The 23,791-nt window shown below is 39.2% G+C and carries 16 protein-coding genes; 8 read left to right on the forward strand and 8 right to left on the reverse strand.

The features are described 5' to 3' along the window. The first annotated feature begins 225 nt into the window (after nt 1-225). A complete protein-coding gene (locus HPC41_RS11755) occupies nt 226-489 on the forward strand; it encodes a hypothetical protein (protein WP_172394206.1) in 264 nt (87 codons plus the stop codon). A 9-nt stretch (nt 490-498) separates the two neighbouring features. Here the strand turns inward: HPC41_RS11755 and HPC41_RS25120 are convergent, their stop codons facing one another. Together HPC41_RS25120 and HPC41_RS11765 are read right to left on the reverse strand one after the other, a co-directional pair. Beyond that, complete coding sequence (locus tag HPC41_RS25120; RefSeq protein WP_216660739.1) at nt 499-2,517, reverse strand: glycoside hydrolase family 43 protein; 2,019 nt, start codon at nt 2,515-2,517, stop codon at nt 499-501. 84 nt (nt 2,518-2,601) lie between these two features. Next, nucleotides 2,602-2,775, reverse strand: a complete 174-nt coding sequence (locus HPC41_RS11765) for a hypothetical protein (RefSeq protein WP_172394207.1) — start codon at nt 2,773-2,775, stop codon at nt 2,602-2,604. 230 nt (nt 2,776-3,005) lie between these two features. On the opposite strand from HPC41_RS11765, the gene HPC41_RS25860 reads away from it, so the two are divergent. Further along, nucleotides 3,006-3,335, forward strand: a complete 330-nt coding sequence (locus HPC41_RS25860; RefSeq protein ID WP_474753616.1) for a four-helix bundle copper-binding protein — start codon at nt 3,006-3,008, stop codon at nt 3,333-3,335. A gap of 45 nt (nt 3,336-3,380) precedes the next feature. Here HPC41_RS25860 and HPC41_RS11770 read toward each other — a convergent pair whose 3' ends face one another. Next, complete coding sequence (locus tag HPC41_RS11770; RefSeq protein WP_172394208.1) at nt 3,381-4,043, reverse strand: response regulator transcription factor; 663 nt, start codon at nt 4,041-4,043, stop codon at nt 3,381-3,383. A 9-nt stretch (nt 4,044-4,052) separates the two neighbouring features. Further along, nucleotides 4,053-4,751, reverse strand: coding sequence for a hypothetical protein (locus HPC41_RS11775; RefSeq protein ID WP_172394209.1), 699 nt, complete (start codon nt 4,749-4,751; stop codon nt 4,053-4,055). A 370-nt stretch (nt 4,752-5,121) separates the two neighbouring features. Here HPC41_RS11775 and HPC41_RS11780 point away from each other — a divergent pair, with 370 nt between their 5' ends. Continuing rightward, nucleotides 5,122-5,628 (forward strand): RNA polymerase sigma factor, encoded by a 507-nt coding sequence (locus HPC41_RS11780; RefSeq protein WP_172394210.1) that lies wholly within the window; start codon nt 5,122-5,124, stop codon nt 5,626-5,628. Between the two features lie 154 nt (nt 5,629-5,782). Continuing rightward, a complete protein-coding gene (locus tag HPC41_RS11785; RefSeq protein WP_172394211.1) occupies nt 5,783-6,505 on the forward strand; it encodes an SIMPL domain-containing protein in 723 nt (240 codons plus the stop codon). A gap of 126 nt (nt 6,506-6,631) precedes the next feature. Here HPC41_RS11785 and HPC41_RS11790 read toward each other — a convergent pair whose 3' ends face one another. After that, a complete protein-coding gene (locus HPC41_RS11790) occupies nt 6,632-12,484 on the reverse strand; it encodes an alpha-2-macroglobulin family protein (protein WP_172394212.1) in 5,853 nt (1,950 codons plus the stop codon). Between the two features lie 446 nt (nt 12,485-12,930). On the opposite strand from HPC41_RS11790, the gene HPC41_RS11795 reads away from it, so the two are divergent. Continuing rightward, a complete protein-coding gene (locus HPC41_RS11795; RefSeq protein WP_172394213.1) occupies nt 12,931-14,265 on the forward strand; it encodes a GH1 family beta-glucosidase in 1,335 nt (444 codons plus the stop codon). Between the two features lie 3 nt (nt 14,266-14,268). Here the strand turns inward: HPC41_RS11795 and HPC41_RS11800 are convergent, their stop codons facing one another. Further along, nucleotides 14,269-14,829 (reverse strand): hypothetical protein, encoded by a 561-nt coding sequence (locus HPC41_RS11800; protein ID WP_172394214.1) that lies wholly within the window; start codon nt 14,827-14,829, stop codon nt 14,269-14,271. Nucleotides 14,830-15,220: 391 nt separating this feature from the next. On the opposite strand from HPC41_RS11800, the gene HPC41_RS11805 reads away from it, so the two are divergent. Then, nucleotides 15,221-15,739 carry a hypothetical protein gene (locus HPC41_RS11805; RefSeq protein ID WP_172394215.1) on the forward strand — a complete coding sequence of 173 codons (519 nt, stop codon included), beginning with the start codon at nt 15,221-15,223 and terminating at the stop codon, nt 15,737-15,739. A 61-nt stretch (nt 15,740-15,800) separates the two neighbouring features. On the opposite strand, the gene HPC41_RS11810 is transcribed toward HPC41_RS11805, so the two are convergent. Beyond that, nucleotides 15,801-16,901 (reverse strand): peptidase associated/transthyretin-like domain-containing protein, encoded by a 1,101-nt coding sequence (locus tag HPC41_RS11810; RefSeq protein WP_172394216.1) that lies wholly within the window; start codon nt 16,899-16,901, stop codon nt 15,801-15,803. Nucleotides 16,902-17,300: 399 nt separating this feature from the next. Here HPC41_RS11810 and HPC41_RS25805 point away from each other — a divergent pair, with 399 nt between their 5' ends. Continuing rightward, a complete protein-coding gene (locus tag HPC41_RS25805) occupies nt 17,301-17,642 on the forward strand; it encodes a ribosomal maturation YjgA family protein (RefSeq protein WP_420240157.1) in 342 nt (113 codons plus the stop codon). On the opposite strand, the gene HPC41_RS11820 is transcribed toward HPC41_RS25805, so the two are convergent. After that, entirely contained in the window at nt 17,639-20,509 is a 2,871-nt protein-coding gene (locus tag HPC41_RS11820) for a ligand-binding sensor domain-containing protein (RefSeq protein ID WP_216660740.1), read from the reverse strand. The two genes, HPC41_RS25805 and HPC41_RS11820, sit on opposite strands and share 4 nt — an antisense overlap. A 205-nt stretch (nt 20,510-20,714) precedes the next feature. On the opposite strand from HPC41_RS11820, the gene HPC41_RS11825 reads away from it, so the two are divergent. After that, nucleotides 20,715-23,768, forward strand: coding sequence for a SusC/RagA family TonB-linked outer membrane protein (locus HPC41_RS11825; protein ID WP_172394219.1), 3,054 nt, complete (start codon nt 20,715-20,717; stop codon nt 23,766-23,768). Nucleotides 23,769-23,791: the final 23 nt, after the last annotated feature.

Below are 23,791 nucleotides of genomic sequence, written 5' to 3' on the forward strand. Positions count from 1 at the left end.
CCAGTATTTAACGCTTCCATCTCCTTCGATGCTTGCAATATCAAGAAACTTAATACGATAATTAAGACAGTTAATATATTCATAACAATTTATCGATTGGTTCAATATATATAACACTCCTCATCCAGAAGTAGTTTGAATCGGATTAGTTTAAACGAATTTACTTTTTGATTGTTCTTAAATAAAGTACTAAGTGTACACCTATGTTATTCAAAAATTACAACAATGGAAAAGATATTTCAACATTCAATAGTAAAACAAGGTTTAATTATTGCCTATTATTTTAGTAATAGATGGTATCGTAAGTGTCTGTTTAATGAGAGTAGTATCCCGGCCTCAAATAATACCGATCCTGTTAAGCGTTCAGAAACAGATATTAAGGAGCCTCATAAACATAAAAGATCCAGTAATAAGTGGCCGGAACATAAAGAAAAATCCGACTGGGATGAGGATGTAAAGAATCCAGCTATTCCCAAGAAAACAGATTGACCATTAATGTCAATCTGTCTGAATTTGTAGTTGACGATTTTTATCAAACCGGATATCACGAATAAATACCATTCTCTGATCTCCGGTTTTCGTTGTCCGACCGTGATAAACGCAACGCAGTTTTCCATTGCGGTCCTTAAATATGCTGTTGTGTCCCGTACCCGAAATGACTCCACCACTATCGGTGTTTTTTTGTATGATCGGATTGGTGCTAGATTTGCTGTAATTTCCCAAAGGGGATGCAGAAGTCGCATAGCCAACGGCATAGTTTGCCCCTCCAAAATAATTAGTGGAATACATCATATAATATTGTCCTTTTGCTTTTAATAAAAACGACCCCTCCGTCCATCTTCTATTGATTTCGCCCGAAAATACCGAACGGCTTTCCCATTCAGACTGTGCATCATTCATAGATTCAGGTGGCCGTATTAGTAATACTGGTTGCCCAATGATTTGTTGCATACTGCTGTCCAATTCGACACCGTAGACCCAACTTTCTTCAACATCTTTATACCCCCATTTGGATTTGGCCCAATAAGCAATTTCAGAAGCAATTGGATGTTCATAACAACAACGGGAATAAAACAAATAATTTTTGTTGTTGGTATCCCGAAAAACATTGGCATCAATAATGGGATAACCAGGGTCAAACAGCGGCTTGCCCGTTAGGTCTATAAAGGGGCCCAATGGATTATCGGCGACAGCAATACCTATGCGATAGTTCTCCAATTCATTATTGGGATTTTCCTTCCAGTGTGCGCTGTAATACATATAATATTTATCATTGACTGCATATACTTCCGGCGCCCAAAAGTCTTTCGTGCCCCATGCTTTAGGCTGCTTTCCATCATACACCTTTCCTGATTCTTTCCAATGTACGAGATCTTTAGAGCTATATGCTATAAATCCATTTTCTGTACCTCCCGTTCCGTACAGGTAATATTGATCACTGGCTTTATCGTAGAGGATGAAAGGATCCCCAAAAGCAACACCAATGGAACCTGCTGATTGATCCAAAGTATCTATTAATCTGAATTTAGCACTATCAAATTTGGGAATTACAATACCTGTATCCCTAGCGGAGGAAAAATCTACGGGTACTATAGCCGTACGTCGCGGAGCTACTTGCTGATCGGAAAAATGTGTATGGCAGACATAATACCACTGTTTTCCTTTCTGGAATAAATCGCCATGTCCAGTTCCGGCAAAACCGCTGTTATTTTGGCTCAATAACGGGCTTGTTCCCATTTTCTCCCAGGGGCCATACACATTGTCGGAAACCGCTACACCTACAGCATAATCCTTATTCCTAAAATCATTGGCAGAATAAAACATATAATAATGACTCCCATGACGCAAAACAGTGGGGCCTTCGCTAACCGGCCATCCTGAACCAGCAGTATTCTCCCAAGGAAGTCCAGCATGCAGACATTCTCTTAATGTCTCTTCCTTAATCCCAGAGTAGTCCCTTTTTAATTCAGCGACAAAGATACGATTCCCTTCCTTGAGCCTGACGTGAAACAAATACTTTTTACCATCCTTATCCCTAAATACATAAGGATCAATCTCCTTTCCTCCTGCTATAAGTGTGCTAGGAATATCCTGTTTAAAAGGACCGATAGGGGAATCACTGACTGCGATCGCAATTTTTTCATCGGCAGTATATGCCATGTAAAATTTCCCCTGCTCAAACCATACTTGCGGAGCCCAAAAACCCTTGCTTCCAAATACATCTTCTTTGACCAATGCAAATCCTGCTTTAGCACCTATCGGTCCCTGCCAGTGCTTCAGATCCCGAGACTTGTACACTTTAAAACCCAATTGCTGGTCACTATCACCATTAGTACCATACAAATAGTAATAACCATCGTGGTAGAATATTGTTGGATCAGCTTGAAAAATTCCATTTTCGGATACCGACAGCCATTCATTGGAATCGTTTAAAGGGGTGACAATACTAGCCCTATGCATGGCGTAGCCCAGCGGCAGGATGCCGTAAAAAATAAAAAGGAATGTATAAAATTTCATCTTTTTTACTGAATACAATTTAAGTATACACTAAAATTGAAGAAATAATTTCAATAGTACATGTGATATTGTATCAATGAAAGATCAATTTGTATCTTTTTTCTTATTTTCACTCTTTGTTGTTTTTTTATTATGTGTGATATCTTCACCTTTAATTTCATTTTCTGTTGATTCTCTGCTATCGAGATTATTTTTGTTCAAGACCGTATTTCCTTTCACATTCTTGGTCGATTTATTCCTGCTTTGCATATTCATCATCTTTAATTTTAATGAAACCATCTTGTCTATAGAACCTTTATCACCGACCTTTTGTTGAATTCATATTAAATAAACTATTTATTTTTTACATCTGTTCTACTAATGAAAATAGCGAATAATTTTACATTAAACACGATGAAAAAAAGAGAATTATGTTTTCAACGGACTGCAATGCTATAGCAAAGTCAGCCAATTGAGCGAAATAAGTATTTAGAAAGGAGTAAACAATAATGGATAAACAGAAATTCCAAAACTGCATCAGCGCCTGTTGGACCTGTGTTACAGCCTGTCAGTCATGTGCCCTAGCTTGTACCAACGAGAATGATATTGGGATGATGGCTAAATGTATTGCTTTAAATATAGAATGTGCAATATTAGGCTCTACCACAGCTCAATTGCTCGCAATAGATAGTTTTTATGCAAAAGAACTTGTTAAGATTTGTGCAGAAATTTGTTCTAACTGTGCTGAGGAATGTTTCAAATATAAATACAAACATTGCCAGTCCTGCGCGAAGGCTTGTGAACATTGCGCTATTGCCTGCAATGCAATATTTGTTTAAAAAGGTCGCGATAGCGTATCTAGTGGAAAAGAAAAAGATGGAATACTAATTTAATATTCCATTCTCAAAGGCAAACTTGACTAAATGTGCGGTATTTTTTACGCCAGCTTTATCTATTAGATTTTGACGGTGTCCCTCCACCGTACGTTTGCTCAAAAAAATCTTATCTGCAATTTCGATATTAGTATATCCCTCAGCTATTAGCTCCAATACTTCAAGTTCACGTTCAGAAATCTCAAAATCAGTTCGCGTTCCTATCATATGCTGCGCGTATCGTTGACCAGAACGTATCTGATCTAGAAGTAACATAGAGATTTCCTCGCTTATATATCTGCCTCCATTGGCAATATGATTAAGTGCAAAAAGTAATTCGTTATAACCAACATTTTTTAATAAATATCCTTTAAGACCATATTCAAAGGACTCAATAACATAATTAATTTGATTCAGCATCGAGAGTATAACCACTTTTATATTCTTGTCACGTTGATATAAAACCTGTAAAAGTGCTATTCCATCCATTTCCGCCATATTAATATCTGTCAATACAATATCGGGCTTCGAATCCGGATTTGATTCCAGATAATCGAGCGCTTCTCTCCCATTGGAAGCTTCCCCAACAACTTCAAAATTATCATGGGATTCCAAAAGCAATTTAATACCATTTCGTACCACCATATGGTCCTCTACCAACAGGATTTTTGTCATATCATCTTTTTAAATAGTTAATTTAAGCACCATACCCGTCTCCAGAGTATCGTTAATAATTGTAGCGCTATAAAGCTCTACCACTTTTCTTAATCGCATGGGGTCATCTTTGCAATTCGTTTTTTGCAATACATTATCGGCTTTAAGATAAGGTAGTACTTTGATAAAGATAGCGAAATCAATGAGCTGCACGGATATGGAAACTGCCTGAATGGTTATCTCATCGTTTAAGTATTCAAATAGTGCGATAAGTAATTTAAACAGGTGCACTTGAATATGATGATGAAGCTCTTTTAAATCCGGGTCAAGTATAATGTCGATATTGAAACCCAGTTTCTGTTTATACGAAACCACAACGTCATCAATGGCATGAAAAATTCCCAAATCATTTAATATCGGATTATAAAGGACTATCGCTTTATTGCGTAATTCTATGATCAAAGAAGTCAATGAATCACTTAAGCAACGTAATTCTTCAGAATTGCCATATCTATTGGTAAAATTCTGTAATGAAATACGCATCCCATACAATTCCTGTGCAAGATCGTCTCTAAAATATCGACCAATACGTGCTATGTCTTCCTGCTGATTCCGGATTATGGATTTGTAAAAGTCTTCCTGACTTCCACCCCAAATTTGTTTAAGAGGTTGTCCTCCGTCATTTTCCTGTGCTTGATCTATATATAAGTTTTTGTCATCGTTCCCCATGGTATGGTGCTTTTATACTATGACTAATAACCATTATCACGCTTGAACAGTTTTTAATAATTGACAACCACGTAAAACGGAGCTGTACTGTTTATAGTACTACGTATAAATACGTAGTACTTCGGGATAAAGAATGGATTTGAGTAAGGAAAACACTTGTTGTTAAAGTAAAAAACACCTTAATATTTTTTTTAACAACGCGCTTGTTAGCATTAATTAAAACACCTAAATAACTGAAAAATAAATAGTTAAAAATGAAACAAAATTACGTAAACAGAATTTAAATTTAAAAAAGCTGTATTTTATCTATTTTTTCTAGCACCCTAATTGTAGTAGCCTAGGAACTAATAAACACTTAAAAATTGGTAATATGGGAAATACAACAATCGATCAACTGTTTAAGGAAAAAAGACCTACATTAAAATATTTGGCTGCGCAATTTACGAGCGATCCAGATGAGAGAGAAGATTTAGTGCAGGAAACTATGGTTAGATCTCTATCTTCCATAGAAAAGTTTTTAAAACATCCAAAGCTCATGTCCTGGTTATATATTATAATGAAGAATACATATATTAATCAATATACTCGGAATAAACGGTTGGAAAACTATCGCAATGAATATATAAGCACCGGTTATGCAAATGAAATCACAACTAATCGTGGCGAGAATAATTTTGTAGCATCGGATATTCAGCAAGCCCTAAATAATTTACCAAAAGAATATTACAACGCTTTTGCACTATTTTTGGAAGGTTTTAAATACTATGAAATTGCGGAGCACTTGCAGATTCCCGAAGGAACTGTAAAAACACGCATCCATATGGCGCGCAAGTCTTTGCAAAAGCAACTGAAAACATATTCTAAAAGTATTTATTAACAACAGCAACCCTTTGTACAAAGCAGGCGCGCATCAAGTGCCTGCTTTTGGTTTATCTTTTTTGACGTTTAATTCGTAAAGGCTAAGTGTGCTATCCCGTATATTTAGTATATTAGGTTATTTCTAATAAAATCTAGTTTATTAACGTTACGATATGAGACACAAATTAAAATTATTATCACTGGTTGTTACTAGTGGTTTTTTATTGATGATATCCTGCCAATCTGTTTCTGATGACAATGAAAACCGGATACGGGTCAGCGGTGAAGGAAAAATCAGAATTATGCCTGACCAGGTCACTCTCACAATAAATACGGCATTCACCAAACCTCGGATGGTAGATGCTGTACGGGAAACACAAAATACTGTCGATAGTGTTATTGCCATTCTCGGAAAATATGGCAATAAAAAGGAGGACATAAAGACAAGTAGTGTCTCAGCAAACAAAGATTATCAATTTATCGGAAATACGAATAAATTTGTCGGTTATCAGGCGCAACAGACCATCGATTTTGTTTTACACGATCTATCCAAATTCACGGAATTGACGGGTAAATTACTCGAAACTAAAATCAGTGGAATTGGTTCAATCTCATTTGACCATTCAAAAGCCGATAGTATTCTTCGGGAAGCCGACCTCATCGCGTATGACGATGCACTAAAATCAGCCCAAAAGTTGGCTTCACGAGCTGATGTAAAGATTGGAAAACTGCTATTTTTATCAAATGATGGTAGTGGGTCGAATGAATCTACTGGGTATAGAACAGGGATGGCTTTGGAAACATTTAATAAAGCTTATGGTGGCGAGGGTTTTAAGATAGCTCCGGAGGTACTTGAATTTAAAAGGACGATATATACCGAATTTGAAATAAAATAGCATATCCATACCCGCCGCAAAATACGATCGAACACAGGGCATGTCTTTTAAAATCAGTGAGCAACGATTGCGTAAAAAGCTCTACTTCCGAATAATTCGGAAGTAGAGCTTTTAGTTCAATTGCAATTAAGGAATAATGGTCAATATGGCATTTGCACTGCGTGCATTAATGGCGGGATCGTACATACATCCTATCGTGGTGATTCCCGAATTAAATATGCCCGGATTGTTGGCTTTAACCTCATACTCATAAATTGATTTCCCCTTTAACAGGCGATCCATAAAGTAATTTGTCGAAGCATCTTTCAAACTAAAGTAATACCCCTTACGCCATTGGTATCCAGAAGGCCTATACACAGGCTCAACACCAGCTGGGCGACTATCTTTCAGATGAACATATTGAATGGGATCATCATTGATTACTGTAATTCTAACTTTGATCCGTTCGCCCAATTTAGCCTCCTTAGATTCTACCCACTCGCCTTTTCGCTCTACCAGATATACTTTCTGAACTGAAAGCGCATTTGTACCGGATTTCACCTGATTAAGATCTGCAAAATACTGATGGACAATACTTCCAGAAATAACTCTATCATTGTTGTTTTGTATTTGAATAGTCTTATCGGTTTGCAGTTCTACTTGATCAAATTGCTTACTGACTTCTCCCAAAACATTGTTACTCAGGTCAACCTCTGCCCTATTGATCAAAACACGCACAGTGTTTCCGGTAGCAAAATCCTTCGGATTGTCCGCTAATAATAGCGCATATACGGCATCAACTGTCATCCAGGTACTATACCAATGATTGACCTGTTTGTTATAATAGATCCATTGGGTGACTTGATTCAGCTTCGCCGGGTTATTTAGTTTGTAAGCTTCGACGAGATAAGATTGTAAGCTAATTTTATTGTATTGATTCAAATTACTTTTCCAGTACATTCCTTTTTGTGCATCGACAATAGCCTCTTGATCAAGTCTATTTTTGATTTCCATACTTTGTTTACCTTGTCCAAAAAGCTGGTTAACAATCCATGCTTTAGCCGCCAGTCCCGCATTTTGACCGGCACTGCTTAAGGGGGAATTAAGCAATTTGCGCTGCACAGATCGGAGTGAATCTTGCGGGAAAGGATTGAACTCTATCCAATACCGTCGCGCAAATAAATAGTCTATTCCAATATCGGCACTGGCTTTGGATGAAAATATGATCGGATCGCGATCAAGGTATTGTGTAAGCTTTAAAGCAAGATCACGCATATCACTGTTGATTAAGGTTTTGTCCAAATAGAGTACTTTCCCGATAATTTCCAGCATACGGATGCTAATTTCAGTATTTGCTTGCCCCCCGTCAAACCAGGCAAACGAACCATCTTTGGATTGACTATTTTTTATCTTCTGTTCAACGGTAATGATTTCCGATTGTATATCAGCGTTAAAAAACGCTGCAATTGCTTTCAACCGTTCCTTATCTCCCTGTATATCGCGTAGCCAGGGCATTTCTTCCATTTTGAATTCATCTAAACTGCTATTCTCTTCTAATCGCCCTTTTTTTGATCCGGCATCCAATTTTTTGAAATACGCTGTCACTGCAGGATAATGTAGCTTTATGTATTGCGCCATCTTGAGACCAAACCACTTGCTGCTCAATTGTTCATTACATTCGTAGGGATAGCTTTTCAAATAGTCCAGTGCAGAGAGTATTTCCAGTATAGGATTGCTTTGCACTTGTACTCTTCCCATGAGGTTATCTTTAGTATTTCCTTTTAATGTATATGTTTTGGATTCTCCTGCTTTTAGAATAATTTTCTCCGAATCAGCCACCAGAATTTTATTTGGTAACACCGGAATTTCAATAATTTCACCGTCAGAAAACTCATTGCCAGCCGCAAGGATGCGAATCTGTATTGTTGGATATTCAGCCGGTATTTTCAAAGCCCATTCCACGGTTGTATTATTGGATGCTTCCACACTAAAGTTTTTTAGCACGGAATCAACCCGGAAAGCTGCCGAAACGACCTGATTATTTCGTGGATCAATAAGCTCTATTTTGGTATTTCCCTGAATGCGCTCCTTAGTCAAATTTTGAATTTGTGCCTTGATCGTTATCTGGTCATTGGTTCTAAAATAGCGTGGAATATTCGGGCGCACCATCAGCTGTTTTTGCGTTTGCGTAAAATAGGTACCTCTAGCGGATGCTAGTTCCTGAGTATGCGCAAAAAGTAACAATTTCCATTTTGTCAATGCTTCGGGACTGTCAAATTCGAAGCTGATATTACCCGCTTCATCGGTATATAAATTGGGATAGAAGAAAGCGGTTTCCTGAAGATTGGTCCGGGCCTTAATCTGCTTGAATTGATTGTCTGCAGTGGCATCAACACCACTGCCATCCATTTCAATAAATTCGGCAAGCTTCTCATTTACTGTATTCCCTACGGCTGCCGGTTCATACAGCACCGCTGAGGCGGCTAAAGGTCGTGACTGCTTCGTTGCACGGGCAGCACCACGGATGCGTATTGCGCCAACTTCAGCCCGCAGTCCGGGATCCCGCAACTCCTCGTACATACTCACGGTTGACATGTACGCTTGGTTATCTATTACTTCATATAAGGAGTCGTCCCGCTCCAGAACGCTTCCCCAATAGCCCCCGCGGTTTGATAACAAACCATAGTCATAAATCTGATCCCGTTGATTATCGGCATTAGGCCCGTAGTAATAAGAGATAAACATGTCTCTCGAACTGATCTGCTGTCTAAAAGCATTGTTGATGTAGTAATAATTGGTCCTTGGATAATAAGGATAACGCAGCTGAAAAGAACCGAATGCATTACTGGCAAATGCGTCCAAGGATGCGTCATACATTGTTGCCAACATTTCTGTCGCTATTGTTTTATCCGCCTGTTTTACCATAAAGCTCCATTTTTCTTTTTGACCGGGCATTATTTTATCCCGAAATGTCTTGGTTTGAATCGTTAACTCCTTATTCCGTTGAAAAACAGGAATTATAATTGGTGATAGTGTCAATTGATTATTGACAACAAAAAGTGCATTCAGCTGTAATTGACCGATGACATCTTTTTCATCCAATACAAATTGATAGTCAATACGACCATTTTTCCAATTCAGGATTTTTGTATCTAATTTTTGCGAATTTCTCTCGCGCATTAACAACAGTTTCCTTGCATTTTTCACATCAGTCTGCAGCATGATGGTGACCCGATCACCGATCTTATATCTGTCTTTATCCAACCGGTAAGTGAAAAACTCTTGCTCTTTTAATTTCTTATCTTTCGACCGGTATAAATTCGTATAGCCGACCGCCCGTACGGTATCCCCATCCCGTATACTAATGGCTTCGATCTCGTATCTTCCCCAGTTGAATTTTAATGAGTCAAGTATGATCTTACTCGTATCGGCGTTATTAAGATCATAACTGGCTATCTTGGTCTTTTTCTCTTCTTTTTGGAGCGAGACCGGATCAAAATATAGGGGGAAATACTTACTATAAAGCTCTTTTGAAAGCAGGTGATATTCTACCCTTCCAAAACTTTCCTGGTATTCCGCTGTCAAAGGAATGTTGGCATCTTCCAACTTATAAATCGTGACCTTTCCGTCGAATTTCATCGGAAAACCATTTTGATTTTGTTTTAAGATCGTAATATCGCGCCATTTCTTTTCTTCCATAAGAGTAGGAACCTGAATTTGCAGCTGCCATGGACGGGACGAATAAACATAACTAGCGGAAGCCGCTTGCATCTCCCCCGTCTGATTAACGACCTCAGCCTGGTATGTCAATACATAGTCTTTAAGTCCGGCGAGCTGGCGATCCATTAAGGGTACCCGAATGGTAAAATTTCCTTTTTCATCAACTGTTGTTGTCGAATCGCTATAAACAATATTCTTCCCTTCCTTCGGATGATAGAATGATACTTTATACTTGACGGTGGCACCGACTAGTGATACGCCAGCCAAACTCTCTGCTTTGCCAACAAATACCGCAGTATCTTTTGCTGTATAAGTCAATTTATTCGGCTCAAAAATTACTTCAAATGTCGGTCGCTTATATTCTTCGACCCGGAAATAGTGTTGATCAAGCTGTTTTGAGTTGTAAAATACCAAGAGATTGTAGTTTCCATTCAATGCCTTTGACGGTAGCTGGAAACTCGCGTTGGCAGACCCAAACAGATTCGTTGTCAAGTTGATCGAATCGATCTTCTGACGATTGGCATCCATCAGATAGATTTTAACATTTTGCTTTTCTAAGACCTTGCCCTGCTGTACATGATCATCGTAAAGAATTGTCTTAAAATAAACGATTTGCCCCGGTCGGTAGATTGCTCTATCTAATAAGCTGAGTGCACGCATATTCCGCTTATTATTGCTTTCGGCTGATTGGCTTAGGTTGTTTTGGTAATAGACTTGATTTTCGTTATCCAAAGGAATTAATGTTTTTTCCCCGGATAACAACAATGCATGATTGCGTAGGTAACCTCCATTTTTGGGTGAGTAGGTCGACTTAAAGCTGAATTCGCCAACAGCATTGGTCTTCAATTGCGCGATCAATTTAGGAAGAGCATTGTCTACAAGTTGGTACAACGTTGCGCTTTGATTGGCATAGGGTGCTCCGGTTTTTCTGTGCAATAACAAGCCCGAGTATATAAACTCATCGGTAGATTTTACAGCTATATTTCCCGGTACAAATACATCTGAAATGATAAGCTGAGATACAGCGACATCCTGCTCCTGCCCATTATCTTGAAAAAACTTATTATTCCCGACCAAAATGGTATAAGTACCCGCTTTAAGGGGGTTAATTTTATAAATTGTATTGTGTGTCGTATAATCACCAAACACTTTCAAGGGCACTTGTTCCTCATAGACCAGCGCCGCATCTATGGTCGTCCGATAACTTACGGAATCATATTTTATCGTATAGTCCTTTAAATGCGTCGGCATCAGGCTCGTATTATACACCCGGATATAAAGGCTGTCTACATTTGTGTGGTAGATCCGGACCGGCACGTATTCGTCAGTCGGTGCCGTTTTCTTGTAATTTAAGGTAATGGAAGCCTTCTTGATTTCCTTCATTAAATTACCTGCATTCGAAATCCATGGCGATTTTGGGTATTCTTTTAGGGCTTTTTCAAGATAGGTAACTGCGGTAGGCTTCTTCCCGATATCATTGAAAGCCGTCGCTATCTGATACAATAAAAAAGCGTTATAGTCACTTTTATTGCTTGCTATATTTTTCAGGTACTCGTCCACTCTTTCTTCGATATGATTCCATTTCCAATCATTGGACATAATATAGCTACGCGCATCCAGATAATTATTTTCGGTACTGATAGTTAGCAATCTCTCTTTAAGTTTATCCTTATTAGCTATGTTGACATCCTTTAATGTATTCAAAAAATCCAGGTACTGGTAGCTTAGAAAATGGTACAGTGTGGGATTTAGACTGAGGTTCCGGGTTTCGACAAACAGACCTTTCCAACGTGTTATGGGGTCGGCACTTAACCCGTTTGCTTCCGAAATTGACAGGCGAAAAATAGAATCAATCATCTGTATTTTACCCTTTGCATCTTTTGCCACAAATTTGTGCTGGCTTTTACTTGCATACTGGTTGATATTGGAAAATAGATAGCTTGCATAAAAATTTTGAAGAATCGATTTTTCTACCTTTTCAGCTGTCCGGATATTGTTTTCAAAATGATTCTGAATACGCAGAAAGGAAGAATCCTCAGATTGGTTTACTTCCAACACTTTACCTTCCGCCAAAAATGCCCGCATCCATTCAGCAGGGTCTTTGGAGCGTCGGGCTTCAGCTTTGATATCGGCTAATAAAGGTAGGGTCTGCTCATAGTTTTTTATGGAAATAAGCCTTTCGACTTCCTTCCACTTTGCCAACTGCTTGTCTGAACCAAGCTGCTGCGAAAATCCCAAGACCGGGATACATATCAACAATAACCAAATGTATTTTTTCATAAAATATGACGCTAAATATTTACTAAATATCCTTTTTTTTTTTCGAAAGGATGCGATAAATTAGCATATTCCATAACTGTTTTAAAAAAAACACTTCACCCCCGAGGACACACATGCTGAGGCATATTTTATTTCTTTTATTTTTTTAGGTTGGTACTGTACAGTTTGATTGCTAGGTATCACTAAATAGTTTAATCAACATTTTTTTATATATTTAATAAATAATTCATATCCAGTTAATATCAGTTTCGTTCCTTTATAATAGGATAATTAATGGAGTCAACACTTTAATGTATCAGTTATGAAAACGATCAACTATTTTTTCCAAAGGATTATATTTCGAATCTTTTTAGGTCGGTTCAGTTCATTCTATTCACCACTAAGATTCCATAAAAATTAATTCATATTCAGGTCAGTCGATATTACTGGCAACTATATTTCAATAAATGCAGTTAACCAAAGATGCCTTTGGCAAAGATTTTATATGGGGCGTGTCTACCGCTGCCTATCAAATCGAAGGGGCACATGATCATCAGGGCAAAGGTCCATCCATCTGGGATATCTTTGTAAAAAAGAAAAACCGTATATTTCAGAATCAACATGGCGATCAAGCCTGTGATTTCTACAATCGCTACATACAGGACCTTCCTTTAATGCAGGAAATGCATATTCCAAATTATCGATTTTCCTTATCCTGGAGCCGTATCTTACCGGATGGCATCGGGCGGTCCAACCCATCAGGCATGGATTTCTATGATCGACTGATCGATCTTTCATTGGAATTGGGTATCAAGCCTTGGGTTACTTTATATCACTGGGATCTCCCACATGCCCTTGAAAAAAAAGGAGGTTGGGTAAACCGTGATGTCAAGGAATGGTTCGGCGAATTTGTTGGCACCTGTGTTGCACGTTATGGAGATCGCGTCAAAAACTGGATGGTACTCAATGAGCCCACCGTATTTACGGCAGCAGGTTATTTCTTTGGTGTGCACGCTCCGGAAAGAAAAGGCTTGGGCAACTTTCTTGCTGCTGCCCATCATGCCGCATTAGCACAGGCTCATGGTGCTAGGATCATAAAATCATTACAACCGGACAGCCAGGTGGGAACTACCTTTTCCTGCTCCCACATCGAGCCATTCACTTCTAGAGAAAAAGACATTATTGCTGCCAAAAAAGCCGATGTGCTACTCAATAGACTGTTCATCGAGCCACTGCTGGGCATGGGCTATCCCACAAAGGAAATCAAAATACTCAATCGAATTGAAAAATACATGAAAGAGGGCGATGAGAAAGAATTACAATTTGACATGGACTTTATAGGTATTCAAAATTATACCCGTGAGATGATCCGTTATGCAATGTTTGTCCCCTATCTGCAGGCTAAGATCGTGACGGCCAAGGAGCGTAAAGTTGAAATGACCGAAATGAACTGGGAAGTATATCCTAGCTCCATTTATCATATGCTGAAGAAATTCAGCAGCTACCCCAATATACCGCCGCTCATTGTCACCGAAAATGGTGCCGCATTCCAAGATAAAGTTGAGCACGGAAAGGTACATGATCCCAAAAGAATGAATTATCTACAACAAGCCATACAACATGTCTATCAGGCAAAGAGAGAAGGTGTAAATGTACGGGGCTACTTTGTCTGGACCTTTTTAGACAATTTTGAATGGGCCGAAGGATATCGTCCACGATTCGGATTGGTCTATGTCGATTTTCAAAACCAACAACGTATCATAAAATCATCAGGGCATTGGTATGCTAATTTCTTAAAATAAACATTACTTATTTTTTTGGCTAACATTCCATATATTAATAAGTTTCAATAGCAAAGGTACCAATAAGATGGCCAGCAGAATACTGATTGCGCTGACGATTGTATTTCGTCCATTATCGCCCAGGAAGTAAATTGAAAGGCCACATAACGAACATGGCATGCCAAAAACCAAAATCTTAACCCATACTAGCGCCCGTTCTTCATGGTAAATATCCGGGGAAGCAATAGCTTCTTCTAATTCGATGTCATTGGTCTTGAAATAGGCTAAAATTTGCGCTATTTCGGATGCCGTTAATTCCCGTGGCCGCAAAATTTCTCCTTTTACAACGATCAACAACCCGCTCTTGTCTTGCTGAATGATCTCAATATCCCCTGTTTTAAAATATTTTTTATACCCCATGGGGTTGAGTGCATAGCCTTTGTAATCATTAGTCCCTGGACAAAGACAGGAAAAGTTATCCGCATTCAGTGAAAAAATAATATCGCGACGATCATCCCGGATAGTGTTTACAGCACTTATCACACCCAAGATACAGGTTAATGCAAGAAACTGTAAGACGAACATCCAGAAGGACAGCTGTAATAACCATGATAAAAGCAATGCTAAAAAAATCAAACCAATGAAAAACCACTTTAAGTGGCTAAATATCAATATCTTACGATTTACAAAATAGGTTAGCACCATACAAATCAACGGAGGTATACTCGATTTCCAATCCAAAAAAATTGAAAAGATCCCCAATAGGCAAATAAGGCCGAACATAATCGCCGAGGCATAATTTCCCTTTTTACCTAAATTTTTCCGTTCAATTTGGATACTATTTTTCAAGTTTCGGTGCCTTAACAAAAAAGCGTGCTTTCTTGTCGCTATATATATTATTAATTGGATAAATATAAATATCTTTATCCAATTAATAAATATTGAATAATAAAGATTGCTTGTCTAAATTCGACTTATGAAGACTTTCCTGTTTAAATCCCACAACATTAAGAAAGGCTTAATCTTCGGATTTGCCTATCTGATCATTGTCTTTATCATTTTCAGCATCATCTATGGCGGATTTAATGGTATTGCCGATGCGGTCAATAACTTCGGGTCCGCCAAAGGACTTGGATTTTTGGTTGCCATCATTGTGATAGGACCATTTGTTGCGCTCTTGCAGGTAATCAACCCAAAAATAAAAGTACGTATTGACCACCAACAGCTGGTTATTACACAGCAGAAAAAAAAAGATCTGAATGTCCTTTTAAAGAATATTTATGAAATGAAAATAAATCATTCTTTGGTAAACCAGCTTCAGATTTATGACCAGCAGGCACAGCTGCTTGCAACGATCCACCCGCAACACGATACGCAGGTCATTTATAGTATCGCTGCCGAAATCGCGCAGCATGAAATCTTTTTACAGCAAAAAGGACACAAGAAGATTTTCGGCAATCCAATTGAGACCATGTCTTACACAAGGAAGCTTTGAATCTGAAACAGGTTGCCATTCCCGACTTGATTCGAAATCACACGAAGGTTTTGAATAGATTTCATTTTAGCTCCGCCAGCTCCTTACCAAACTTTTTCTCAATAAACGGATTCAACTGTGGGATGCCAAATTTAGGGTTGTCCAGCCAAAATTTATTGGTATACCTGCTTTTCAATTCCAGCCAAACGCCTGAAGTCAGCTCTTTCTTTACCGCTTTGAATTCCTCTTTGGTGATGAATTTCCGTTCCTGTGTATAAAATTCACTCAAAAAGTCAAAAGGAACAAAGTCAGATTTACGCCCTCTTTTAATAGCCCCTACGTTCATCATCACCTTACTGACCAATTTACTTGGCTCGGGCTGATCAAGATTGGTTTCTGTATAATTCTCCATCGTCACGCCCGTGTATTGCTGCCCTTTGAGTTTAAAAAAACTAACTTCTTTTTGGCTATTGGGTGGAATGATATCAAAATAAACCTGGACATCGCCACGTGTTGTCTTTTGTATATATCCTGTATTCAGATTACCCATTCTGATTAATTTCCGTTCTTTGTCCTGAACCAGCACAAATTTTGGCGGAAGATCATTAGCAACAGACTGTGCTTTCATCTGCATAACATGTGGATTCCAGCTCCAAAAATTGCCCATTACTTCTTTAAAATTCTTGGTCGCGATGGAGTCTTCCAAAATTCGATAATCTAAAACCCGATGATAGACTTTTCCTTTTTTATCTTTCAATGGAATATAATACGCAATAATACCATCGTAAAAATAACGTGTCCGTTTGTTGAAAAAAGTCGTATTTCTAAAATAGCCTTTCAAAACCAGATAATCATATCTGCTTTTGTCTTCGATAGCGATTTCCTCTATTTTTATACTTCGTGGGACCAATTTAACTAACTTCTCGTTGTGAAACGATGCAATTGATGCCTGGTAATTAGTATAGGATATATGCTGCAATATGAGCATTGAATTTACATTTTGCGTGAGCGAATCCAAGACAAACTCCCCCGCCGTATTTGCGACACCCAATAATGTACCATCTTCTGCATAAATATTCACTAAGGGTACGGGGTCACCACTCAGACTATCAATGATCCGAATTTGAGCAAATAGTACATTGCAACTAAAAAAAAAACTTAACAGAAATAATATTTTTGGCATATGTCAAATGATTACCCTAAAATATAAAATAGTCATTACAATAAAATGCCAAAAATCGTTAAAATGTAATCTTGTACTGATCCTTTCGATCAAATCCACGCGGTCCGATCTCACCGCATTTTTGAAATACGTTTTTTTATTCCGTACAATAAATTTCTTTTTATATTTAGCCGTTAATCTAGTATTAATATGCACAAAGGTATTTCAACCAGGGAATTCGGGGAAAACGTATTTTTAGACTATTTGCTCAATTATTGATGGTGCAATAACTAGCTAGAGCACATGATCGCAGTAAACAGAGTGTTAACGAAGTTTATTCACAAAGATGAAGTTACAAACAACAGGCTAAAAGTATAAATTGTGTCGATGAAACTCAAAAGAGCTCACTACCTGATTTTAATGTGCATAACAATAGTCTTAGGATTGTTATCGCGAAAAGTAGCGTTTATCCCCCTTTTTGTTGGCGATAGTCTGTATGCCTTTATGGTCTACTGGTTATGCAGGTTTATTTTTTTTCACCGATCGTTCAACTTTTGTTTTGTGAGTACCCTTGTATTGTGTTTCGCAATCGAGTTTTTACAGCTGGTACAACATCCATTATTGATCAGTGTCCGCAGTCATCAACTCCTGCGGTTATTATTTGGTCAGGGTTTTCTCTGGTCTGATCTGATCGCATATATTGCCGGTGCTTTTTTTGCTTTTCTATTAGATCGATCTATTCATTCATACAAGAAAAATTAAATTGTATTCAAATACTCATTTAACGATAGCTCCGTTTCAACCTGCAATTTCTTCCGTAATCTATACCGATGGATTTCAACACCCCTAACGGTAATATTCTGTAATTGCGCAATCTGTTTAGAGGTAAAATGAAGTTTCAAATACGCACATACTTTTAAGTCATTACGGGATAACCCTGGGTGTCTTTCCTTTAACTTGTTTAAAAAGCCATCATTGAGCTCGTCAAAATGACTGGCAAACTGATTCCAATTGGCGCTGTTCTTTTCAATGTCTTTCAATAATGTGTTGATCCGTTTTAGATTTGAAGTTTCATCTTCCCCGGTATCGAGCTTGGCCAGCTCATCTCTTACTTTAATTAATGCCCCTGAATTTTCAAGTAGCTGCATACTTGTGCTTGCCAATTCTTTTGTCTTGGCCATGACTTCATGAGCCAGTTTTTCATTGTTCAGCTTCACAATTTCTTTCTCATTTTTCTCAATTTCCAACTGATGGATATAACGCAATTGCGCCAATTGCTGCTCATGTTTCAGCTGCTGTTTGCGCCGCTCTATTTTCCGCACACGAACCAATCCCAACACCCCCAGCATTGCCAATAGGAAATAGGCGATTTTAGCCCATAGTGTTTTATACCAGGGCGGTAACACGATAAAACTATATTCGGCCACATCGGATTCTTGGTTTAGATTGTTCCGTACTTTCACTAAAAACGTATACTGTCCATCCGACAAATTCGTGTAGGACTTTTCGGACTGCGGGGTCCAGGAAGACCAATGCTCATCATAACCCGACAATTTATAGCTAAATTCAAGGTGTTGATGCATACCGTAGCTTGGTGAAGAAAAGCTAAATCGGAAAGAGTTGAAAACAGCAGGTAGCTGTAGCAGGCTATCTTTGAGGGACTTTCCGGACTGCTTTACTCTCAAAGTATTCGAAAAAAAACCTGCAAAAATCAGGCTGTCTTCTTTCCCTGTAGCGACAATTTGAGATAACATAGCGATAGGTTTAATGCTTTGCTTTAGGTATTTATCATAATTGATGTGTATCGCTCCTTTTTCTGCACCCACATAGATATTATTTCGATCAAAACTATAAATATGCTCGAAGCCAGTCGTATTCATCCCCGCTATTTCCGGAAAATTAATCAAATGATATGTTTCACGCCCAGAATCAAAACGTCCCACACCAACCGTTTTCTTTGTGCAAAACCAGACATTTCCATCTTGATCATCTTTTAAATAGCGTATCGTTAAATCTTTAAATGCAGCGAACTGCTTCGAGGGCATAAACATCTTTTTTGTATAATCATACTGGTAGAGTCCTTTTTCTGTCGCAAACACGACTTGATTTTTTATTTTAAATACATAATTCTGGTAATCTGCCGGCAAACCATTTTTTTGTGTGTAGAGTTCTGCCCGGTAGGATCTTGTATCCTTCGAAAGCGTGATACGATAGATCCCACGATACGGATGCGAAGCCCATATCGTGCCATTTTCATCCTGCTCAAGGAAGCGAAAGGAATCTGACAGTCCATCCAGTGGGCCTTTGGTCGAGAAAGTCCCTTGCTGAAAATCCAATAACTCTAGCCCTTGATAAGTTCCAATTAAACTTTCTTTGATCGGATATACCATATTGAGGGGAAGCAACTTCCAAGTCCCGATGCCCTGGCTTAGTGGTTTGATAGAATGCCCTAAGATCTGAAATAAGCCTTTATTGTGGCCAAGCAATAACTGACCATTGAGCTGTTCAAGGCGCCAGGCTTCTCCACCATCGCTGCCCTGAAGAAGGGAAAAGACGGATGGCGATCGGCTTTGATCTGCTAACTTGCTTTTTATATCTGCATAATATACGCCGTTGGAAGACGAAAGATAAAGTACATTATTAAAGATTAGGACGGAATATCCAGTTACATCATTTTCCATATTTGGTCTGAGATACCGAATAGCGCTTCCATAGCTTATCACAGAAATCACATTATCCGTACCGATCCATATATTCTTTTGCCGGTCCACGAAGACTGCGGTGACATTCTTATTTTGCAAACCTTCTCTGACACCAATCTGTTGTATGGTCTTCCCCGCGAGGTCACGTATGTGGCAACCTTCTTTTGCATTGCCAACAACAAAGGTTGAATCATCAATTTTCGCCAGGGATGGTGTATAACTGCCGTCGCTATGTTGTACATTCAATCGCATCAATTTCCTATTCTGCAAGGCATAGGTTTCATTATTTAAGGTTGACACCAACATACGATCTTTGCCAAAAGGCATCAATGAAGCTATTTTCACATTCTTAAAGGGCAGGTCTTTTAGATAAGGAGTCCATTTATTGTCGCGAAACTCCAACAACCCATTCTTCTTATCCTGTGCATAGAGCGTCCCCGCAGATTGTCCCATATAATACCATTCTACAGCGGCAGGATGTGCTTGAATCTTTTGTCCCTTTAGTTCAAATATCACGTTGGTCCCGCGAAAAAAAACCGATTGGCCTACGCCAACGGTATTCCAGATATCTGCAAAGTTCCTGTATTTTTCGGGAACCAAATCCTGCAATGACCGATAGACTAAACCCGATTGCGGTGAGCGCTCAAAATATCCGAAATCACCTTGCCCGCCAACATAAATTCGATCGTCGGCATCAATCCAGATCGAACGGATATTGGTGTGATTGGGCAGGGAAAATGTTTTCCAATATCGTCCGTCAAAGGTCAGCAGCCCTTCGCTGTTACCAAAGTACATGATGCCATGACTATCCTGTTTGATATCCCAGGTGCGGCTCCCGCCTTGGTATATGGATTTACTATAATTGTAGACCAAAGGCAAGCCAAGCAAATCCTGTGCAAGCGCATTCGAAAAAGCAGAAAATAGCATAAAAAAAAGGATGGCAAAACACTTCATAATAATTCCCTTCAATTGGCTGACGTAAACTTGACGTACCTCAAATATATTGAATTATAGCCGAAAAAGCCAATATGAAGTAGTGTTGTAGTACCTTTAAAATTCGTCAATCATATCTGTAAGGCTAATTTTGATTCTTGATAATTATAAACAATTCCTAAATTTCAATTCATTACACATGAAAAATAATATCAGTATTATTGCCAGTACTGTGCTGTTCTCTTGCCTAACGAATATGGTAAGTGCACAGAGCAGAACAATCAGTGGGCGGATTATAAACGAGCAGGGTAATCCTCTCATCGCCAGCATTATTGTACAGGGAAACTCTAAAATAGGCACAAGTAGCAACGAAAATGGGGACTTTACACTCACCATTCCCTCCAACTTAAATTATGTGATCATCTCATCACTGGGATATGAAACGAAAACAGTACCCTTAAACGGAACTACCTTAACTATTCAACTCAAACAAAAAGGAGATTTCAATCTCGATGAAGTCGTTGTCGTGGGTTATGGTACCCAACGCAAAGGCGACCTAACCGCCCCAATTGGCACAGTAAATATGGAAGAAATGGTCAAACGTACCGTTTCCAATCCAATGGAAGCGCTACAAGGTACTGTTGCAGGTGTGCAAATCGTAAGTTCGGGGGCACCAGGCTCATCACCATCCGTTCGTGTCCGTGGGGTGGGGTCCTTTAATAACGAAAGCCCCCTATATGTTGTGGACGGAATGTTCATGGATAATATTGACTTCCTGAATTCAAATGATATTGCTGACATCTCTGTTTTAAAGGACGCTTCGGGTGCTGCAATTTATGGAGTACGTGCCGCAAATGGTGTTATTTTAGTCACCACAAAAAAAGGAAGCTTAAACATGAAATCAAAAATTACCTATAATGGTTTCGCCGGTTTTCAGACAGCAACAAATGTTTTGAAGATGGCCAATGCACGACAATATGCTGCTTACGCAACTGCAATTGGCAATGAGGCATTTGTAAAAAGTTCCGTAGAAAAGTATGGTGGAACCGAAAGCAACCCAGCCATGGACACCGACTGGTTCAACGAACTCCTGCGCTCCAAAGCCCTGATCACCAACCATAACCTCGACATCATGGGCGGATCCGATAAAATCACCTATTCCATGGGACTTAATTACGTCAAACAGGATGGAATTATGGATGCAAGCAATAAGAACCAAAAATACAATATCCGCATGCAGGCGGATGCCAAAGTAACAGACTGGTTAAAGGCGGGTTTTAGTGCGCATTTCAATAACTTTAAAACCTACTCGCCGAATAATGCCGCCTTTAGACAAGCTTATTTCGCCTCTCCACTCTATCCGGTCTATGATCCTTCCTTGGAACTTGCCAAACCAGAGAAATTTGGCTCGAGTACAGCGATCGGCATGCAATCTGGCTTTTGGTACAACAATCCCATTGCAACGGCCTTTTACAATACAAACCAAACAAAGGGTTTCCAGATCCTGCCCACCGTCTATCTGGAAGCAACATTGTGGAAGGACAAGATCACTTTTCGTTCGCAGCTCAGCCAACGGTATCAGTCCACACACAATATAAACTATAATCCGGTCTATTACATTGATAATGATCAGCGCAACGATCGCTCCTTTTTACGTTCAGCACAAGCACGCAATACCAATTATATTCTAGATAACCTCTTAACGTATAAAGATCAGGCAGGTAAGCATCATTGGTCCCTGCTATTAGGCCAGTCTTCACGTGAGGAACGCTGGCGTGAAACTTGGGTTCAGGCCAATGATGTACCGGCATCTGAGGAGTTCTGGTATGTAGGTGTCGATGCACAAGGCACAGGTTCAGCCACAGGTTATGGAGAGAAAGGATCTCGAAATGCAGGAATATCGTACTTCACCAGAGGTACTTATGACTATGACAGCAAGTATTTACTGACTGCGACATTCCGCGCGGACGGAAGTTCTAAATACCAAACGAAATGGGGCTATTTCCCATCGGTAGGTCTGGGCTGGGTATTGACACGGGAAAAGTTCATGGAAAACCAAAAGCTCTTCAATCAGTTAAAGATCCGTGGAAGTTGGGGTAAATTGGGGAACGATGGTATCCAACCCAATGCAGGTTATGCGACGATCTACTCTGGCAACAACTACTCGGGTATATTTGGCAGCGAGGGATTAACAAATGGTATCCGAGTACCAGGATACCGCGTCGGACGTTTTTTCACCCAAGTTCGCTGGGAAGTTGTTGAAGAATGGGATGGCGGTCTAGACTTTGCTCTATTGAACAACCGTTTGACAGGGTCAGTAGATTATTACCACCGCACGACAAATGATCTTGCTTTTAGCCGGCCTATCCCCTTTTCCTGGGATCGTGTCTATGGAAACTGGGGCAGTGTGACAAACAGTGGCTGGGAAATTGGTTTGCAATGGAAAGACAAGGTCGGTGACTTTGGGTATGCAATAGGCGGAAACCTGACCACGCTAAAAAATCGGGTAAAGAATCTTGGCGGACTGGAAAATATCATGAATGGTTATCCGGAATGGTCAGCAGAATTCCCGGCACGGATAGAACTTAATCAGCCAATCAACTTCTATTATGGCTATGAAGTCGCAGGGGTCTACCAAAACCAGAATCAGATTGATTCGGATCCTATCGCAAAAAAATACAATCAACAAAATCCAAATACACCGATTTTACCAGGATATCTTCAGTACAAGGATCAGAACAACAATGGTGAACTTGACGAAAAAGACCGCGTAAACCTCGGTAATTACCTTCCCACTGTTGCCTATGGATTTAACCTAGCATTTGATTACAAAAAATTTGATTTAAGTGTTGCAATTCAAGGAGTAGCCGGCAACAAGATCCATAACCTTAATCGTGCAATGCGTCGGAAATACAATCAGATGAACGCAGATGCCGCATTCATCGAAAATCTCTGGACCGAAGAAGGAAGCAGTAATACACATCCCTCCGCAAAAGGTTCCGTTGCACCATGGAATCTTCAAGCAAGTTCTTTTTTTGTTGAAAGCGGAGCTTACCTACGGATACAGAATATACAATTGGGCTATAATTTTGATCTGAACAAAATACCGGTGCGTATATTCGCCACAGCTGACCGGCCTTTCATTTTCACCAAATACAATGGATTTACGCCAGAAATATCCGGAATGGGATTCGATGCCAATGTGTATCCGATCGCCTCTACGTATAGTTTAGGTGTCAAAGTATCGTTCTAACTATTAACCCTTTAATTTAAACT

Source organism: Sphingobacterium prati, assembly GCF_013167215.1.
GTDB classification, from domain to species: Bacteria; Bacteroidota; Bacteroidia; order Sphingobacteriales; family Sphingobacteriaceae; genus Sphingobacterium; species Sphingobacterium prati.

Coding starts and splice junctions, on each gene's coding strand:
- HPC41_RS11790 (WP_172394212.1), bottom strand. CDS start 12,484: ATGAAAAAATACATTTGGTTATTGTTGATATGTATCCCGGTCTTGGGA.
- HPC41_RS11770 (WP_172394208.1), bottom strand. CDS start 4,043: ATGACAAAAATCCTGTTGGTAGAGGACCATATGGTGGTACGAAATGGT.
- HPC41_RS11780 (WP_172394210.1), top strand. CDS start 5,122: ATGGGAAATACAACAATCGATCAACTGTTTAAGGAAAAAAGACCTACA.
- HPC41_RS11820 (WP_216660740.1), bottom strand. CDS start 20,509: ATGCTATTTTCTGCTTTTTCGAATGCGCTTGCACAGGATTTGCTTGGC.
- HPC41_RS11805 (WP_172394215.1), top strand. CDS start 15,221: ATGAAGACTTTCCTGTTTAAATCCCACAACATTAAGAAAGGCTTAATC.
- HPC41_RS11825 (WP_172394219.1), top strand. CDS start 20,715: ATGAAAAATAATATCAGTATTATTGCCAGTACTGTGCTGTTCTCTTGC.
- HPC41_RS11810 (WP_172394216.1), bottom strand. CDS start 16,901: ATGCCAAAAATATTATTTCTGTTAAGTTTTTTTTTTAGTTGCAATGTA.
- HPC41_RS25860 (WP_474753616.1), top strand. CDS start 3,006: ATGGATAAACAGAAATTCCAAAACTGCATCAGCGCCTGTTGGACCTGT.
- HPC41_RS25120 (WP_216660739.1), bottom strand. CDS start 2,517: ATGAAATTTTATACATTCCTTTTTATTTTTTACGGCATCCTGCCGCTG.
- HPC41_RS25805 (WP_420240157.1), top strand. CDS start 17,301: ATGTGCATAACAATAGTCTTAGGATTGTTATCGCGAAAAGTAGCGTTT.
- HPC41_RS11775 (WP_172394209.1), bottom strand. CDS start 4,751: ATGGGGAACGATGACAAAAACTTATATATAGATCAAGCACAGGAAAAT.
- HPC41_RS11765 (WP_172394207.1), bottom strand. CDS start 2,775: ATGATGAATATGCAAAGCAGGAATAAATCGACCAAGAATGTGAAAGGA.
- HPC41_RS11785 (WP_172394211.1), top strand. CDS start 5,783: ATGAGACACAAATTAAAATTATTATCACTGGTTGTTACTAGTGGTTTT.
- HPC41_RS11755 (WP_172394206.1), top strand. CDS start 226: ATGGAAAAGATATTTCAACATTCAATAGTAAAACAAGGTTTAATTATT.
- HPC41_RS11800 (WP_172394214.1), bottom strand. CDS start 14,829: ATGTTCGTCTTACAGTTTCTTGCATTAACCTGTATCTTGGGTGTGATA.
- HPC41_RS11795 (WP_172394213.1), top strand. CDS start 12,931: ATGCAGTTAACCAAAGATGCCTTTGGCAAAGATTTTATATGGGGCGTG.